The organism is Rhodococcus sp. 077-4 (assembly GCF_047782425.1).
In the GTDB taxonomy this organism is placed as follows: Bacteria; Actinomycetota; Actinomycetes; order Mycobacteriales; family Mycobacteriaceae; genus Rhodococcoides.
Genome location: NZ_JAJPWC010000003.1, coordinates 536,043 through 550,592, shown reverse-complemented (window position 1 = coordinate 550,592; position 14,550 = coordinate 536,043). Strand labels below are relative to the sequence as shown.

Below are 14,550 nucleotides of genomic sequence, written 5' to 3'. Positions count from 1 at the left end.
GTCTCGACCCACCTCGGCCCGCCGTGCGGACGGGCCGTTCACGAGAGGACCTTCCATGCCAACCGACAAGCGAGTCGTCGTCTACGGGGCGTCGGGCTACACCGGCCGACTCATCTGTGAGTACCTGCGCGAGTACAACATTCCGTTCCTGGCCGCCGGACGCGACGAGGGCCGCGTCAAGGGTATCGTCGACCTGGTTCCAGGAATCGAGACCGTCGAGCACGACGTTGTAGAGGTCGAACACGCAGCCGAGGCCCTTGCAGAAGCATTCCGGGGTGCCGAGATCGTGCTCAACACGGTCGGACCGTTCTCACGATTCGGACACGAGGTCGCTCAGGCGTGCATCGAGATCGGTGCACACTACACCGACACCACCGGTGAGCAGGACTGGATCATCGACGCCGATGCGAAGTACGGAGCGGAGTTCGCCGCCCGAAACCTGGTGCTCACACCGGGTTTGGCGCAGATGTACAGCATCGGTGAGATCGCCGCGAACATCTGCCTCGAAACGCCGGGGCTGGACACACTCGACATCGAGGTCTTCTGGAAGGGACATCCGACGGTCGCGTCGACCAACACCATTCTCACGAATGCCGCGTTCTCCAAGGCCTACTACCTCGAGCAGAACGAGTACGTGGAATGGCCTGACGACGGAGTCATGCAGGTTGTGGTGCCCGGCCAACACGACCTGGGTCTGGCTCTTCCCTGGGGTGGGACATCCCATCCGGTGTGGTTCAAGAACGATCCTCGCGTAGCGAACGCTCGGGCGCTCGGCGGGGTGATCAACAAGCCACTGATGCTGGCCGTGCCCCAAATCATCTCTGCCGCACTGGCTCAGATGGAAGGCAAGTCGGACGCCGAGAAGTACCAGATCATCGACACGGTGTCGGCCTCGGTGCGCAGCGAGACACCCCCACGGGAGAACCCGCGCATCAACACCTCACTCGACTCGGTGTACGCGTCGGGCCCGCTCGGCCGCGTGCACACCGTGATTCACGGTAACTGCAACTACAAGCAGACTGCGCTGCTCAATGCGTACGCAGCTGCGCACCTCCTGCAGGGACCGCCGAAGAAGGTCGGATTCGCCTCCAGCTGCCAGGCATTCGGACATCGCGAGTTGCTCGGCGTGCTCCGCGCGTTCGGGCTGGTGCTCGAACCCATCGTCACTGCACGCAGCTGAGGACAGGGCCGATGCGGCTGTCCGACTACCTCGACAAAGGGGTCTCACTGGGTCGAGACGCACCCTGTCTCACCATCGGCGACACCACCCGAAACTACGGCCAGGTGTACGACGACACGGTGACGATCGCCGCTGCATTGCAGCACAACGGAATCGAGGCCGGTGACCGGGTTGCAGTGCTCTCCGCCAACGATCCACTCGCGCTGACCTGCGTGTTCGCGATCTCGCGAGCAGGGGCGGTGTGGTGCCCGATCAACCCCCGCAACGAGGCCGACGAGAACAGGCAACTGTTCGACCTGTTCGGTTGTCGATTCCTGTTCTTCCAGAAAGCCTTCGCGGATCTGGTCGGACGCATTCGTGATCAGCTACCTCGGTTGGAGTGGCTCGTCTGTCTGGACGGCGACGTGCCGGGCGCAGTCTCTTACGACCGTTGGCTCGTCGAACACGGATCCGGTTCGGTGGCCGACAGACGCCCGGACGACGGGTTGTGCATGATCGCCGGCACCGGTGGTACGACAGGAAAACCGAAGGGAGTGAGGCTGACCGAGGAGAACATGATGACCTCCACCGCAACAGCACTCATGAGCTATCCCTTCGGAGATCGGCCTCGGTACCTGGCGCTCGCGCCGCTGACTCATTCGGCGGGAGTGCTGACGTTCCCCATCCTCAGTCTCGGTGGACACGTAGTCGTCATGGCGGCTCCGGATGTTGGAAAGTTCCTGTCTCTCATCGAACAACACAGCATCACGCATGCATTTCTGCCGCCCACGGTGATCTACGGCGTGCTCGATCATCCGGATCTCGACGTCACGGATCTGTCGTCGTTGCGGTGCCTCTGGTACGGGGCCGCGCCGATGTCGCCCACCCGACTCGAAGAGGCATTGACCCGCATCGGGCCTGTTCTCGGACAGCTCTTCGGACAGACCGAGGCACCCAACATGATCGCCACGCTCGCTCCGGCCGATCATTTCCGCAACGACGGTTCGATCGCCGTCGAGCGGCTCGGCTCGGCCGGTAAACCGACGCCTCTGACGACGGTGGCGATCATGGACGACGAAGGTGGACTGGTCGAACGCGGCGAACGCGGCGAGATCGTCGTTCGCGGTCCACTCGTGATGCAGGGGTATCACCAAAATCCAGACGCGACAGCCGAAGTTGGTGCGCACGGATGGCACCACACCGGCGACATCGGGTATCTCGACGACGACGGCTACCTGTACGTCGTCGACCGCGCGAAGGACATGATCATCACAGGTGGGTTCAACGTCTACTCGGCCGAGGTGGAACAGGCCCTGCTGTCGCATCCGTCGGTGAAGGAATGCGCCGTCGTCGGGTTGCCCGACGAGAAGTGGGGTGAACGCGTCACCGCCGCCGTTCTTCTGCGTCCCGGTCGAGATGCATCCGATGCGGATTTGATCGCCCATGTGAAGGCGCGAATCGGAAGCATCAAGACACCCAAACAGATTCAGATCTGGACCGATCTCCCGCGCTCGAAGGTGGGAAAGATCCTCAAGACCGAAGTGCGCAGCACCATGTCTCACTCACTATCGAAGGGAAGCACACCATGACCGAGTTCGAGGGCAAGCGAGTATTCGTCACCGGGTCCGGAGCCGGCATCGGAAAAGCCATCTCTCGGATGTTCATCGAGCGCGGCGCGCGCGTCGTCGTCAGTGACATCGACGAAGGCGCAGCAGCGAAAACCGCCGAAGAACTAGGTGCCGCCGGGATCGCGAACTGCGATGTCTCCGACGAGAGTCAGGTGCAGAGTGCCGTGGCGCAGGCCGTCGACATCCTCGGTGGTCTCGACATCGTCGTCAACAACGCGGGAATCGAAGTGTCGTCACCACTGCTTCAGCAGTCGACGGAGAGCTTCGACAAGATCTACTCCGTGAACGTCAAGGGCACGTTCCTGGTGATGAAGGCCGCGATCGGTGCCCTGGTCGAATCGAAGGGCAACATCGTCAACATCGCATCGCTCGCCGGCGTCGGCGGCACTGCGCTGCTCGGGTCATATTGTGCCACAAAGGCTGCAGTCATTCAGCTCACCCGCGTCGCCGCCATCGAGATGCGAGCCTCCGGCGTTCGAGTGAACGCGGTGTGCCCCGGATTTGCCGACACGGCCATGGTCGACCGACTGGTCCCGGACTTCGAGGCCGCAACCCAAATTCCGTTCGGTGACCTGGTCAAAGCCAAGCAGGGACGACTGGGAACACCCGAAGACATCGCGGAAGTGACGCTGTTCCTCGCCTCCGACCGGGCGTCGTGGATCACCGGAAGTCACTACATCCTGGACGGAGGGCTGTCGGCGTCGCTCGTGTAGCCGTGGTCGAGGTCGGCCGCAGTGCAACGGCACCGGGGTGTTCGCGGGTGACGCTTCAGTCACCCGCGAACAACGGCGACAGGAAGCGGCGTTCGTATCGCCTGATGCACCCCGTGGCGCGCGCGAATCGGATCGCTTCGATGCAGTCCGGGTCTACTGCGGACTCCTGTCGGTAGCGTTCGTAGGCTGCAAGCGAGTCGAACGTGAACAGCGCGAAGGCTTCATCGCTGTCTCCTTCGCTGGGCAGGAAGTAACCGTGATGCGTGCCGCCGAACCGTTCGACCAAGGGGATCCAACGCCGTCCGTATTCGCGGAACTCGTCGAGGCGATCGGGGTCGATCTCGTACCGCAGGTGTATGGAAATCACGGTTCGTCCTTCGATAGTGGGGTCCTGTCTCGTGTACTCCCCATCAGCCCAGGGTGACGGGGAGTAGGCCTCGGGGTGTCTCGGAAGCGATGTCGGCCAGCGCGTCGCCCAGTTTTGGATATCGAAACTCGAATCCACTGTCTCTCAACACATGTGGATCGACCCAGCGGCTTTTCAAGACCAGTTCTGCTTCCGTTCGGATCACCCGTGCGCCGAACTGGAGCAGCCATGCCGGTGTCGGTAGCCCGTGACTGCGGCCGAGCGTATTCCGCACCTGCTGCATCAGTTCTTCGTTGGTCACCGGGAACGGTGTGGCGACGTTGACCGGTCCGGAGATGTCGGGGTGGTCGTAGAGGTGATCGAGGACGCGTGCCACGTCGGCGACATGTACCCAACTGAACTTCTGGCCGCCGTCGCCCATCTTTCCGCCGAGCCCTACTCTGGCCAGGTCGATGATGGGGTTGATGGCCCCGCCGCCCGCGCCCAACACGATCGACATACGAAGCGCCACTTTGCGAATTTTCGCGTCGGCGTCGAACAGCTCACGCTCCCAGGCGCGTGCAACCTCGACGGAGAATCCGGAACCGATGTCGCCGGATCGTTCGTCCATCGGTCGATCACGCGAATCGCGATAGATGGTGCCGGTGCTGGCGTTGATCCACAGGGTAGGAGCTTGGTGGACCTCGGCCAATGCGCGACCGAGCTGGGATGTGGTCTGTACGCGGGAAGTCATGATCTCGTCCGCGTTCGTCTTGTTGTATCGGCAGCTCACCGAGCGGCCTGCGAGATTGACGACCACATCGGAACCGTCGAGCACATCGACGACGCCGCGATGGTCGGACCACGTTGCGTCGCTGGCTGTTCCGCGGCCGATGGTCCTGACGCGGATACCGCGGTCTTCGTAGTACCGACGCAGGTAGCGGCCGATGTAGCCGGAGGAACCGCTCAGGACGACGGTCGACGGTGAATCACTCATTGCTCGAGCCCTTCTGGGGACGTCATTCGTTTCAGCAAGCCGGCCACGTCGGTGACCAACCCGCGCGCCACCGGGAGGCGGGCGAGGCGTACGGCTTTGGCCACCACGGGAACGAGCCCGTCGACCAAGGTGTGGGTGCGCGTCTGGTTGTCCGAGCTGTCGGTCACCCAATGGAGGGTGACGCCCATGTAGATCATCCAGAGCAGTTGTGGCAGTGCATCTTTCAGCGACGCTGGAACCTTCTGCTTCGATGCGGCCAGGGTAATTCTCATGAGGTCGATGGCCATGGACCTGGCGTCGGACGACTCCTCCGAGAACGGACTTGATTTCGTGTTCGTCGGCAACGCCAACTGGAGGAAAGATCCACCGAACGCGTGATACGGCTCCATCACGTCGAGGCCGGAATGCAGGACGGCAGCGAGGTTTTCGGAGAGTGAACCGCCGTCGACGAGAACGGCGAGGGCGCGCTCGCGATGGTCGCGCTGAATCACCATGTACAACTCGTTGACCAGTTCGTCCTTGCCGGCGAAATAGTAGTACGCGTTTCCGAGAGAGACGCCCGCTTCGTCGGCAATCCGACGCATCGTGGTTGCTTGAAACCCTTCGTCTCGAAAGAGACGAAGAGCTACCTCGACCACCTTGTCGCGTGTCTCGGACGTGCGGGCCATCGATTTACCTCATTTCTGAACATGTTCAAAAGAACGGTACGCTTGTTGTTGAACATGTTCAAGAGGCGTCAGTTCGATGTAGTCATCAGAAACGAGACATACGAGTCCAGCCGGTCCTCGACAACACGTGGCGTCAGATCGGTACGTCCAGCTTCGCGCCACGGTTGGACCCACGCCTGCAGCTCTTCCGAACAGGCCAAGGCGTCGCGCACACGCCAGTACCGTCGTGCACGTGCAGTGTCGGCCAGTACGCCGCCGGCCTCCTCGTAAGCCGTCGCGAAACGTGTACCCCACCGAGGGCCGTGCAGCAGAGCAAGATTGGTCGAGCAGTGCGCTACGTCGAGATCCGCCGGACCCCAGGCGGTTCCCGCCCAATCGACGACACCGGTGAGTCGATGAGGCCCGGTGTTCGACACGTCGAACAGAACGTTGCCGGGTTGGAAGTCTCGGTGCACAACGACCCCGTCGTGGGGTGGGACCGGCTCTCGAATCACCTCTATCGCTGCCGACCACAGCTCTGCTTCGGCCCCGGTGGGAACGACAACAGTGTCGGCAGTCGTCAACACCTCGTAATCCTGAGGACGATCGATGGCCTCGATCCTGTGAACGGCCACGAGTTGTTGCGCCAGTTGAGGAACCCGCATGTCCACGCCCTCGTCGGTGAGAACCGGCGAACCCCGCACCTGAGTCATGAGGAGCGATGGATACTCGCAACGGACAGCGGCCTGGTCGACCGACACCAGTTCGGGTACCGACAAGCCCAAGGGTGCAAGGGTCCTCAGCGCCCAGCTCTCCCGATTCAGCCAGTTTCCAGCTTTCTGCATCACCTTTGAATCGACGTAGCACTTCAACACCAGGTGGCGAACGGACCCACCCGGTGCGACGACGGTCAACTTTCGAACCTCCGCGGTGATGCCGCCAGCCATCGACGTGATCCCTGAAATCCGTTCGCCCACATCCAAATGTTCATGAACCCAGGCCAGGGTCCGCGGTGGGACGGTCCAGGAAGCGTCGGGATCGATCACGGTGTCACCTCGTCATGTCCCTCGAAAGCCCGTTCCGAATATTCGCTGCAGCGACCGCATCGTGTCATCAAATCATGGGTGCAGGAGACCACGTGCTCGAGGAATCGTTCGGCACGTTGCAGCTGGGTTTTCTGACGCCTGATACGGGCGAGTTGTGCTGCGATGACGGCATTTCGCTCGAATTCGCCCCTGTGCAGAATCAGACGAATGTCAGCCAAGCTGATTCCCACGTCTTGGCATGCGCGCAACACCCGGAGTCGGCGCAGATGTTCCTCGCTGTAGTCGCGATGGCCTGGCGGTAGGCGGTTGGGTACCACGACACCGATGTCGTCCCAATGCCTGAGGACGTGGGTGGGCACGTCGAGTGCCCGCGCAGCATCACCGATCTTCATCAGGGTGACTATTTCACATTGACTTCAGGTCGACCTGAAGTTCTAAGCTCCGAACAATGATGCCAACGACATTCGCTCTACCGCCGCCCGTGTTCGTATCCGTGGACGGCGTCGAGGTGGCAACCTACGAGCTGATCCCTTCGGTGGCCGTCTCCTCGGCTGATGTCGTGTTCTGCCATGGGACCCCGTGGTCAGCGGAGGTGTGGGCGCGGGCGGCCAGGCATCTCGCCGTCGGGCATCGGGTGTATCTGTGGGATATGCCGGGGTACGGACGGTCCGCACACGGATCCCACGTGTGTACCGACCTGAAAACTCAGATGTATCGGTTCGCATCGTTGCTCGCCCACTGGAAGTTGGAGAGCCCCTTCGTTGTCGCACACGATATCGGCGGGGCGGTCGCGCTGGGAGCCCACCTGATACACGGACGCGACTACGGCAGTTTGTTCTTGTGGGACGTGGTGACCCTGGACCCGTGGGGATCTCCGTTCTTCCGGCTCGTTGCCGACCACAGCGACGTTTTCGCCGCGTTGCCGTCTTCCCTGCACGCAGCACTGGTCTCCGAATACATTGCGGGAGCGGCGAATCAGCAGTTGTCAACGGCCACGATGGCAACCTTGACAACACCATGGACGTCAGGAGGTGGTCAGTCGGCCTTCTACCGACAGATCGCTGGACTGCGCCCCGAACACACGCGGCCCATCGTCGACAGTCTTCATCGAGTCCGCTGCAAAACCTCGATCGGGTGGGGCGAGCAGGACCCCTGGATTCCCATCGAACAGGCCTTTCGGCTTCAACAGTTGCTGCCGGGAGAGCCGGAGGTGACAACAGTCGCCGGAGTCGGTCACCTGGCACCGCTGGAGGCTCCGTCGCTCGTGGAAAAGGCATTGGACGCGTGGCTGGACGCAGCGTGACGCCGACTACGAGTTGGACCGATACTTTCCGTGGATAGCGGCGACGCGGACCGATTCTGTCCGCATTGATCCCTACCGTCGACTTTGCTCCTGGAATGCCAGGTGTTTCGAGACGTCGAGGGGACAACATGAGTATTTCGAGTTCAGAGGTAGTGCTGCGTCAACACCGCACCGACGTGACTCAGGTGCCATCAGGGTTGTTGGAAGTTCGCCAAACCATGCGAGGGCCGCTGGATGAAGGAGACGTACTCGTACAGAACATGTTTCAGCAGATCGTCGCCGTCAATGCCGACCTGCTTTTCGCGGAACCCGGACTACCCCTGCCGGCGTTCGAGATCGACCGACCGCTGTACGGCCCGGCGATCGGCCGTGTCGTGGAGTCTCGCTCGAACATCGCGGTGGGTACCGTCGTACAGCACAACCAAGGGTGGAGGGAGCTGACCGCGGTCGCATCGAGCGACGTATTTCCTGTTCCCGACGGGCTGTTTCCTGGCCCTGAATACATGCTGAACCAAGGCGTCACGGCGTTTCACGGCATAGTCGACGTGGCAGAAGTGGTCGCGGGAGATGTGGTTCTCGTCAGCGGGGCGGCGGGTGGCGTGGGGTCCATGGCCGGTCAGATTGCGAAAGCACGTGGAGCAGAGCTCGTGATCGGAGTCGCGGGAGGGCCTGACAAATGCCGCTACCTCACCGAGGAACTCGGCTTCGATGCCGCGATAGATTACAAGAACGAAGATCTCGACGCGCGACTCGGCGAGCTCGCACCGGAGGGCATCACTGTCTTCTTCGATACCATCGGCGGCACGCAGTTCGAAACAGCCATCCAGCACGCAGCTTTCGGCGCGCGATTCGCGCTCTGCGGAGCACTTGCCGGCCAGATCGGCGGCGGCAACGGCGGGCACCCGAGGTTGGACATCATGACGTCGATCGTCAAAGAGATTCGAATACGGCCGTTCACCACCATGCACACACCCGAGCAAATCCAGGCGTGGATCAGTCACTACGTCGAATGGTTTGTGCAAGGAAAAATCACGTTTTCGCACACCGTTCTCGAGGGTCCCCTGGGCCGAACCATCTCGGCGCTGGACGAACTCTTGACCGGTGTGCACCGAGGAAACGTGATCGTCGAACTGGACAGTCGAGGTCCACACAGGTCGTGATCCAGCGGGTTATCGCCTCGTGCTGGATACTGGATTGCGTGGTGTTGAGACGAATGGGAACGTCCCTGATCGGAGGACGTGGGGCTCAGTGGGTACGCGAGCTGAATGCGCGTCACCCATGGAGCCACAACGACTACTTCCATAGTTGGATCCTGGCGAATCTTCCTCCACAGCGCCGCAGCGCAGTCGACGTCGGTTGTGGACGAGGCGGTCTCGTGCGCGTCCTTGCTTCTCATTTCGATCAGGTCACCGGTGCCGACCGCGATTCGGATATGCGTCGATTCGCACAGCTCGGTTCCGGTGACCTGACCAACGTGTCGATCACCGACCGTCGAATAGACTCGTGGGCAGACGATTCCGTAGACCTCATCACCATGGTCGCTGTGCTGCATCACCTCGATGTCGACGATGCACTCCGCCACGTCGAGCGAATACTCGCCCCGCAGGGACGCTTGCTCGTCGTGGGTCTCGCGCCACCGCGAACCACCCGTGATTTGTTGTGGGATGCAGCGTCCATCGTGACCAACCCGTTGATCGGTTTTCTCCACCACCCGTGGCCGAGCCCAACGAGATCGCAGCCGCCGCCGTTCCCGGTCAAAGATCCGGAACTGAGCTTCGACGAGGTGAAGAAGATAGTCGACGAGGTGCTCCCTGGTGCGGTGATGCGCCATCGCATCGGCTTCCGACACACGATCGAGTGGACGAAGCCCAGCGGCGAGCAAAATGCCGAGTAGCGCGTGGGATCTCAACGGGGCGGGTGTTATTCGCTTACCGTCGGGCAGGGTGGTTCGTGGCCGTGGACTACGTATGCCGACGCCACCAGGCCCGCCGCCGGATTTCGGCGTGTATCTGCAAGGCAAGGAGCCCAGCAAGTTCGAGTGGGACAGCACGTGGGTTCGATGGCCCGATTTCTGGCTGCCGTCGGATCGCCACGTACTGATGGCTGCTCTGCGAGACCTGTTGCTACGCAGTGAAAATGAGCGGGTTGAAATTGCCTGCACCGGTGGATACGGGCGAACGGGAACAGCGTTGGCGTGCCTCGTCGCTCTCGACGGAATGCCCGGCCGGGCCGCCGTCGACTACGTTCGTAACAACTACTCGCATCGAGCCGTCGAAACGCCCTGGCAGAAGCGCTTTGCCACGCACTTCGTCGAGTCCGGGTCTGGGTACTGAGCCCTTGAGGCGGACGAACGCGGGCTGAGAAGCGAGGGACGAACAATACGGTGCTCAGCCGCATGAATGGAGCGCCTTGGGCGAGGATATGCCCGAGAATTCCCGTACCCCGCACGGTGCACGATCTTCGACTCTGTGCCACGTCGCTCATATCCACGGCACGCGGCGCTCCCACCATGGCATCGTTCTGGACCACGAAACTTCGACGGTGGCGTCACGGTATCGATCGTCCAATTCGGCTACGGCGACGCGCAATCGGTGGGCATGACGTCCATCGCGGCGCATCAGGCGCTCGAGTCGATCGCGCGGACCGTCGCCGAAGAAATGCCCGTCGCACGCTGGACAGCCTGTCAAGCCGATCGCCAACGGTATCCGGTTGTCGCGCGCAGCCCGGCTTTTTCCGCTGACCTGCTTCTCAACGGATTCGACTCGCTGACGCCACTGCGCCAGATACTGAATCGCCCAACCGTCGCTCCGCGCGGTTCGCGGCCTGTGGGGGTTCACCGGGCAAGAAGGGGCATAGCCCTCTCGTGACGAGATCTCATTGTGTGCGCCATGTCGGAGGCGGGCCGGTGAGTGGTTCGTGATCGTGTGAATCGACAGTACCGCAGTCACGTCGGTTCGTGAAGCGCTCTGCTCTGAGCAGAACCGGCTGCCCCTCGCTGAATCGAGGCCTAGGCTCCGATCATGGGCGAGGTCATACGAATCGATGAGCGTCGAGCAGCACGCTCAGTGGAACCGCTGTGGCGTGAGGTGATCGGACGGCGATTGCGCGAGCGCAGACATGCCCGCGGGGACACACTCGCCGACACTGCAGCGCGTGCAGGGATTGCACCGCAGTACCTTTCAGAGCTCGAACGCGGCCGCAAGGATCCGTCGAGTGAGATCCTTGCGGCCGTCGTCGGTGCGCTCGGTGCGTCCATGGCGGAGATCTCAGGGCTGGCGCATCACGACCTGTCTCGGGGCGACGCCACATTGATGGCTGCCTGACGGCCCTCGAGAACTCGATCGACGACGCCGTATTCGCGAGCTGCCGGGGCTGTCAGCACCAGATCGCGGTCGGTGTCGTGACGAAGTTTCCCCACGTCGCGTCCAGTGTGTTTCGCGAGAATGGCCTCCATCTCGGCTCGCACCCGAACCACCTCGTCGGCGGCCAGAATGAGATCCGGAATGGTGCCGCGACCCTGCGCTGCGGGTTGATGCAACACCACGCGGCTGTGCGTCAGTGCTGATCGACGCCCCGGCGCTCCCGCCGCCAGCAACACCGCTCCCGCTGCTACTGCTTGCCCCACACATGTTGTGGCGATAGGTGATCCGATGAACTGCATCGTGTCGTAGACAGCGAGCATGGCAGCAGTGTCTCCACCCTCGCAGTTGATGTACATCGATATTTCTTGGTCGGGGGAGTCGGCTTCCAAGTGCAGCAGTTGTGCAATCATCGCGTTCGCAACACCTGCGTCGATACCGGTGCCGAGGTACACGATGCGCTCACTGAGCAAGTGCGAATAGACGTCAACGACGCGTTCGCCGCGTGAATCTCGGGTGATGACGTTGGGAATCGTGTACGTGCTCATCGCGCCATCTCCATTCCGAACGACACCCGTCGGGCAGGCATGACCTGATCGAACGAATCGACGATCGCGTCGACGAACCCGTACTCGCGGGCCGCCTCCGCGGTGAACCAGCGATCGTGCAGCGAGTCGTCGAATATCTGCTCACGTGTTTGCCCGGTGTCGTCGGCAATGAGACCGAGAACTGTATCGCGGGTGTGCCGCAGATCGTTGGCCTGCACCTCCACTTCCACCGCAGAACCACCGATGCCTGCCGAACCCTGGTGCATCAGAATTCGCGAGTGCGGCAGGGCGTATCGCTTGCCGCGAGTGCCTGACGACAGCAGGAATTGACCTGCACTGCATGCCAATCCGAGTGCCAGCGTCGAGACGTCGCAGGGTACGAGTTGCATCACATCGCGGATGGCAAGCATGGCAGGAACCGACCCTCCGGGGGAGTGAATCCACAGGGCGATGTCGGCGGAGGAATTCTCGGCCGCCAACGTCAGCAGGTGAGTGGTGAGGACGGTGCCGTTGTCGTCGTCGAGTGCGCCGTCGAGCACAAGAACCCGATGACGCAGAAGTTGGTTGCGAAGTTCGGACGGGAACATTCGTGGAGATTCGCTCATGGTTCGAGTGTGAAGCCCAATGATGCTGCACGCCATCAGTTCTGCTGTGGGCAGCGACTCTGCTCATAGCTTCGTGGCCGCTGAGGGACAATGGTGAGATGACTGCACTCGAGTTCTCGGAATCCGTCGTCGTCGCCGCATCGGTCGACGACGTGTACGCCGTCGTCTCCGACATCACCCGAACCGGCGAATGGAGTCCGATCTGCCAGAAGTGCTGGTGGAACGAACCCAACGGCGGTGAAATCGGATCGACGTTCACCGGGCGCAACGTCACCCCCGATCGCACCTGGGAGACCGTGTCGACGGTTGCTGCAGCCGAGCCCGGCCGTGAATTCGCATGGGTGGTGGGTGACAACTTCGTCCGCTGGGGCTACACGCTCGATGAGGTGGACGGCGGCACCCGTCTTACCGAGAACTGGACCTTCCTGCCCGACGGTATCGCGCACTTCCACCGCAAGTTCGGTGACTCGGCCCAGCAGGAAATCGACACTCGTAGCCGGGCGGCACTCGACGGTATCCCGAGGACCCTGGCGGCAATCAAGCGAATCGTGGAATCCGAGGACTGACAGGCCGTCGGCTGTGGACAACCCTTCGACCAGCGCCGATACGCCGGAGCCAGGTGCGCTGAGTGTCCACTATTCGACCTCGATGACGAAATTTCGTCTCTCGACGCAAAGTGGGGACACTGAGCGCACCGGTGACGAGCGGAAAAACCCGTCGTCGGCGCAGTGACACCACTAGACCTTGACGTGACACCACTATGGTGTCATTGTTGATTCATGGAACTGGGTCAGTACGTCAACGATCTTCAGCGTCGGCTCGCCGAATCGGCAGCAACCGGCGACGAGAGCACTCGACTGGCCGCCGAGCGCCTCGTCGATGGCCTGGACGCCGCGACCCGTTTGGTGATGCTCGACCTGCTGTCGGCCGCGGTGGGCGACATCAACCGCGACCTTGCGCCGGGATCCGTCGACATCCGTCTCCGTGGACGGGAGATCGATTTCGTCGTCGCGGCGTCCATGCCGGAACCAGGTGATGACGACCAGCGTTCTACGTCAATCGAATTCGATGACACGAGCACATCCCGCACTACCCTTCGGTTACCGGATGCGCTCAAGTCACGGGTGGACGAAGCGGCGGCATCTGAAGGGGTGTCGGTGAACACCTGGTTGGTGCGAGCCGTCGCGTCGGCGCTACAACCCAAACAGCGCCGCGCTACTCAGCGCACGGTGCGCACCGGGGACAACTTCGCAGGCTGGGCGCGCTAAGCGTCCTGATAGCAGCACTTTTCACCAACTCTGCAGCGAGCAGGGTTTCACAACCATGCCCACAGGAAGGCATCGCTATGCCCGAATTCGCCACCCCGAAGCCGATCGACCTAGCAGTCGATCTCCAAGTCGGAAGCATCGAAGTCGTCGCGACAGAACGCGTGGACACAGTCGTTGCGGTCACACCAACCAATGCGTCGAAGGCCGTCGACCGCAAAGGGGCAGACAACACGAAGATCGACTTCGACGGTGAACGGCTCACCATCATCGGCCCGAGGCCGCGAATCAGCCTGTTCGGCCCGACCGAGTCCGTGGAGGTGAAAGTCGAACTGCCGCGGGGTTCTCGTCTGAGCATCGAGGTCGCCGCCGGAAGCCTACGCACAGTCGGCGATTTGGGAGCCGTGCGCGTCAAGAGCTCGACCGGACCGGTCGAGCTGGACACCACCGGCGACCTGTGGATGCGAGCAGGTCACGGCAACGCGACCGTCGACACCGCGCTGGGCAATATCGACATAACGGCTGATCACGGACAAATCAGGGTCGGCACCGTCGTCGGTGATGCGACGCTCAAAGCGTCACACGGATCGATTACGGTGCGAGAGTCCGGCACGGAACTCGATGCCAAGCTCTCGTACGGCGATCTCGAGGTCGGGCGAGCGCTCGGTGGGGTGACCGCGAAGACCGCGTACGGGAGCATCACCCTGCACCAAGTCGATTCTGGGGCAATCGATGTCGAGAGCGGGTACGGCCAGATCACCGTCGGTGTCCGACGCGGCGTGCCCGCGTGGCTCGACCTGTCGTCGAAGGACGGGCACGTTCGTAACGAACTCACTCCCGAAGGTGCGCCTGAGGAGACCGAAGAGAGTGTTGCGGTTCGAGCCCGAACGAAATACGGCGACATTGCTATCCGACATACGAAGCACAGCTGACG

General features: G+C 62.0%; 19 protein-coding genes. 11 read left to right on the top strand and 8 right to left on the bottom strand.

Going from position 1 to position 14,550, the window contains the following annotated elements; genetic code table 11:
* Window positions 1-55 precede the first annotated feature (55 nt).
* Genes ACNEOT_RS18995 through ACNEOT_RS18985 form a run of 3 tightly spaced genes read left to right on the top strand, consistent with a single transcriptional unit; the run spans window position 56 to window position 3,500 of the window.
* On the top strand, window positions 56-1,180 hold the full coding sequence (locus ACNEOT_RS18995; protein ID WP_415975958.1) for a DUF5938 domain-containing protein: 1,125 nt from the start codon (window positions 56-58) through the stop codon (window positions 1,178-1,180).
* Between the two features lie 11 nt (window positions 1,181-1,191).
* Window positions 1,192-2,748: an acyl-CoA synthetase gene (locus ACNEOT_RS18990; RefSeq protein ID WP_415975956.1), complete on the top strand. Its 1,557-nt coding sequence runs from the start codon at window positions 1,192-1,194 to the stop codon at window positions 2,746-2,748.
* On the top strand, window positions 2,745-3,500 hold the full coding sequence (locus tag ACNEOT_RS18985; RefSeq protein ID WP_415975954.1) for an SDR family NAD(P)-dependent oxidoreductase: 756 nt from the start codon (window positions 2,745-2,747) through the stop codon (window positions 3,498-3,500). Before ACNEOT_RS18990 ends, ACNEOT_RS18985 begins: the two co-directional genes overlap by 4 nt.
* Before the next feature lie 55 nt (window positions 3,501-3,555).
* Here the strand turns inward: ACNEOT_RS18985 and ACNEOT_RS18980 are convergent, their stop codons facing one another.
* The 5 genes from ACNEOT_RS18980 to ACNEOT_RS18960 form a co-directional block, all read right to left on the bottom strand.
* Window positions 3,556-3,867 (bottom strand): NIPSNAP family protein, encoded by a 312-nt coding sequence (locus ACNEOT_RS18980; RefSeq protein WP_415975952.1) that lies wholly within the window; start codon window positions 3,865-3,867, stop codon window positions 3,556-3,558.
* Window positions 3,868-3,910: 43 nt separating this feature from the next.
* On the bottom strand, window positions 3,911-4,843 hold the full coding sequence (locus ACNEOT_RS18975; protein ID WP_415975951.1) for a TIGR01777 family oxidoreductase: 933 nt from the start codon (window positions 4,841-4,843) through the stop codon (window positions 3,911-3,913).
* Window positions 4,840-5,511, bottom strand: coding sequence for a TetR family transcriptional regulator (locus ACNEOT_RS18970; protein WP_415975949.1), 672 nt, complete (start codon window positions 5,509-5,511; stop codon window positions 4,840-4,842). Before ACNEOT_RS18970 ends, ACNEOT_RS18975 begins: the two co-directional genes overlap by 4 nt.
* Before the next feature lie 68 nt (window positions 5,512-5,579).
* Window positions 5,580-6,437, bottom strand: a complete 858-nt coding sequence (locus tag ACNEOT_RS18965) for a phosphotransferase family protein (RefSeq protein WP_415975948.1) — start codon at window positions 6,435-6,437, stop codon at window positions 5,580-5,582.
* A gap of 95 nt (window positions 6,438-6,532) precedes the next feature.
* Window positions 6,533-6,928 carry a MerR family transcriptional regulator gene (locus ACNEOT_RS18960; protein WP_415975946.1) on the bottom strand — a complete coding sequence of 132 codons (396 nt, stop codon included), beginning with the start codon at window positions 6,926-6,928 and terminating at the stop codon, window positions 6,533-6,535.
* A gap of 56 nt (window positions 6,929-6,984) precedes the next feature.
* Between ACNEOT_RS18960 and ACNEOT_RS18955 the strand changes: the two genes are divergently transcribed.
* The 4 genes from ACNEOT_RS18955 (at window position 6,985) to ACNEOT_RS18940 (ending at window position 10,172) form a co-directional block, all read left to right on the top strand.
* A complete protein-coding gene (locus ACNEOT_RS18955; RefSeq protein WP_415975944.1) occupies window positions 6,985-7,839 on the top strand; it encodes an alpha/beta fold hydrolase in 855 nt (284 codons plus the stop codon).
* A 128-nt stretch (window positions 7,840-7,967) separates the two neighbouring features.
* The gene (locus ACNEOT_RS18950; RefSeq protein WP_415975942.1) at window positions 7,968-8,999 is read left to right on the top strand and encodes a zinc-binding dehydrogenase; all 1,032 of its coding nucleotides are present in this window, start codon (window positions 7,968-7,970) and stop codon (window positions 8,997-8,999) included.
* Window positions 9,000-9,037: 38 nt separating this feature from the next.
* Window positions 9,038-9,733: a class I SAM-dependent methyltransferase gene (locus tag ACNEOT_RS18945; protein WP_415975941.1), complete on the top strand. Its 696-nt coding sequence runs from the start codon at window positions 9,038-9,040 to the stop codon at window positions 9,731-9,733.
* Window positions 9,723-10,172: a protein-tyrosine phosphatase family protein gene (locus ACNEOT_RS18940; RefSeq protein WP_415975939.1), complete on the top strand. Its 450-nt coding sequence runs from the start codon at window positions 9,723-9,725 to the stop codon at window positions 10,170-10,172. Before ACNEOT_RS18945 ends, ACNEOT_RS18940 begins: the two co-directional genes overlap by 11 nt.
* Window positions 10,173-10,319: 147 nt before the next feature.
* On the opposite strand, the gene ACNEOT_RS18935 is transcribed toward ACNEOT_RS18940, so the two are convergent.
* Window positions 10,320-10,676, bottom strand: coding sequence for a hypothetical protein (locus ACNEOT_RS18935; protein WP_415975938.1), 357 nt, complete (start codon window positions 10,674-10,676; stop codon window positions 10,320-10,322).
* A 183-nt stretch (window positions 10,677-10,859) separates the two neighbouring features.
* Between ACNEOT_RS18935 and ACNEOT_RS18930 the strand changes: the two genes are divergently transcribed.
* Window positions 10,860-11,162 (top strand): helix-turn-helix domain-containing protein, encoded by a 303-nt coding sequence (locus ACNEOT_RS18930; protein ID WP_415975937.1) that lies wholly within the window; start codon window positions 10,860-10,862, stop codon window positions 11,160-11,162.
* On the opposite strand, the gene ACNEOT_RS18925 is transcribed toward ACNEOT_RS18930, so the two are convergent.
* Together ACNEOT_RS18925 and ACNEOT_RS18920 are read right to left on the bottom strand one after the other, a co-directional pair.
* Entirely contained in the window at window positions 11,120-11,746 is a 627-nt protein-coding gene (locus ACNEOT_RS18925) for a ClpP family protease (protein WP_415975936.1), read from the bottom strand. The two genes, ACNEOT_RS18930 and ACNEOT_RS18925, sit on opposite strands and share 43 nt — an antisense overlap.
* The gene (locus ACNEOT_RS18920) at window positions 11,743-12,351 is read right to left on the bottom strand and encodes a ClpP family protease (RefSeq protein ID WP_415975935.1); all 609 of its coding nucleotides are present in this window, start codon (window positions 12,349-12,351) and stop codon (window positions 11,743-11,745) included. The genes ACNEOT_RS18925 and ACNEOT_RS18920 overlap by 4 nt, the downstream gene beginning before the upstream one ends.
* 98 nt (window positions 12,352-12,449) lie before the next feature.
* Between ACNEOT_RS18920 and ACNEOT_RS18915 the strand changes: the two genes are divergently transcribed.
* The 3 genes from ACNEOT_RS18915 to ACNEOT_RS18905 all read left to right on the top strand — a co-directional run bounded on the left by ACNEOT_RS18915 (window position 12,450) and on the right by ACNEOT_RS18905 (window position 14,548).
* A complete protein-coding gene (locus tag ACNEOT_RS18915) occupies window positions 12,450-12,917 on the top strand; it encodes an SRPBCC family protein (RefSeq protein WP_415975934.1) in 468 nt (155 codons plus the stop codon).
* Between the two features lie 213 nt (window positions 12,918-13,130).
* A complete protein-coding gene (locus tag ACNEOT_RS18910) occupies window positions 13,131-13,619 on the top strand; it encodes a toxin-antitoxin system HicB family antitoxin (RefSeq protein ID WP_415975933.1) in 489 nt (162 codons plus the stop codon).
* A gap of 77 nt (window positions 13,620-13,696) precedes the next feature.
* Window positions 13,697-14,548 carry a DUF4097 family beta strand repeat-containing protein gene (locus tag ACNEOT_RS18905; RefSeq protein WP_415975932.1) on the top strand — a complete coding sequence of 284 codons (852 nt, stop codon included), beginning with the start codon at window positions 13,697-13,699 and terminating at the stop codon, window positions 14,546-14,548.
* The last annotated feature ends 2 nt before the right edge of the window (window positions 14,549-14,550 follow it).

Coding starts and splice junctions, on each gene's coding strand:
- ACNEOT_RS18995 (WP_415975958.1), top strand. CDS start 56: ATGCCAACCGACAAGCGAGTCGTCGTCTACGGGGCGTCGGGCTACACC.
- ACNEOT_RS18990 (WP_415975956.1), top strand. CDS start 1,192: ATGCGGCTGTCCGACTACCTCGACAAAGGGGTCTCACTGGGTCGAGAC.
- ACNEOT_RS18985 (WP_415975954.1), top strand. CDS start 2,745: ATGACCGAGTTCGAGGGCAAGCGAGTATTCGTCACCGGGTCCGGAGCC.
- ACNEOT_RS18975 (WP_415975951.1), bottom strand. CDS start 4,843: ATGAGTGATTCACCGTCGACCGTCGTCCTGAGCGGTTCCTCCGGCTAC.
- ACNEOT_RS18970 (WP_415975949.1), bottom strand. CDS start 5,511: ATGGCCCGCACGTCCGAGACACGCGACAAGGTGGTCGAGGTAGCTCTT.
- ACNEOT_RS18965 (WP_415975948.1), bottom strand. CDS start 6,437: ATGGCTGGCGGCATCACCGCGGAGGTTCGAAAGTTGACCGTCGTCGCA.
- ACNEOT_RS18960 (WP_415975946.1), bottom strand. CDS start 6,928: ATGAAGATCGGTGATGCTGCGCGGGCACTCGACGTGCCCACCCACGTC.
- ACNEOT_RS18955 (WP_415975944.1), top strand. CDS start 6,985: ATGATGCCAACGACATTCGCTCTACCGCCGCCCGTGTTCGTATCCGTG.
- ACNEOT_RS18950 (WP_415975942.1), top strand. CDS start 7,968: ATGAGTATTTCGAGTTCAGAGGTAGTGCTGCGTCAACACCGCACCGAC.
- ACNEOT_RS18940 (WP_415975939.1), top strand. CDS start 9,723: ATGCCGAGTAGCGCGTGGGATCTCAACGGGGCGGGTGTTATTCGCTTA.
- ACNEOT_RS18930 (WP_415975937.1), top strand. CDS start 10,860: ATGGGCGAGGTCATACGAATCGATGAGCGTCGAGCAGCACGCTCAGTG.
- ACNEOT_RS18925 (WP_415975936.1), bottom strand. CDS start 11,746: ATGAGCACGTACACGATTCCCAACGTCATCACCCGAGATTCACGCGGC.
- ACNEOT_RS18920 (WP_415975935.1), bottom strand. CDS start 12,351: ATGAGCGAATCTCCACGAATGTTCCCGTCCGAACTTCGCAACCAACTT.
- ACNEOT_RS18915 (WP_415975934.1), top strand. CDS start 12,450: ATGACTGCACTCGAGTTCTCGGAATCCGTCGTCGTCGCCGCATCGGTC.
- ACNEOT_RS18910 (WP_415975933.1), top strand. CDS start 13,131: ATGGAACTGGGTCAGTACGTCAACGATCTTCAGCGTCGGCTCGCCGAA.
- ACNEOT_RS18905 (WP_415975932.1), top strand. CDS start 13,697: ATGCCCGAATTCGCCACCCCGAAGCCGATCGACCTAGCAGTCGATCTC.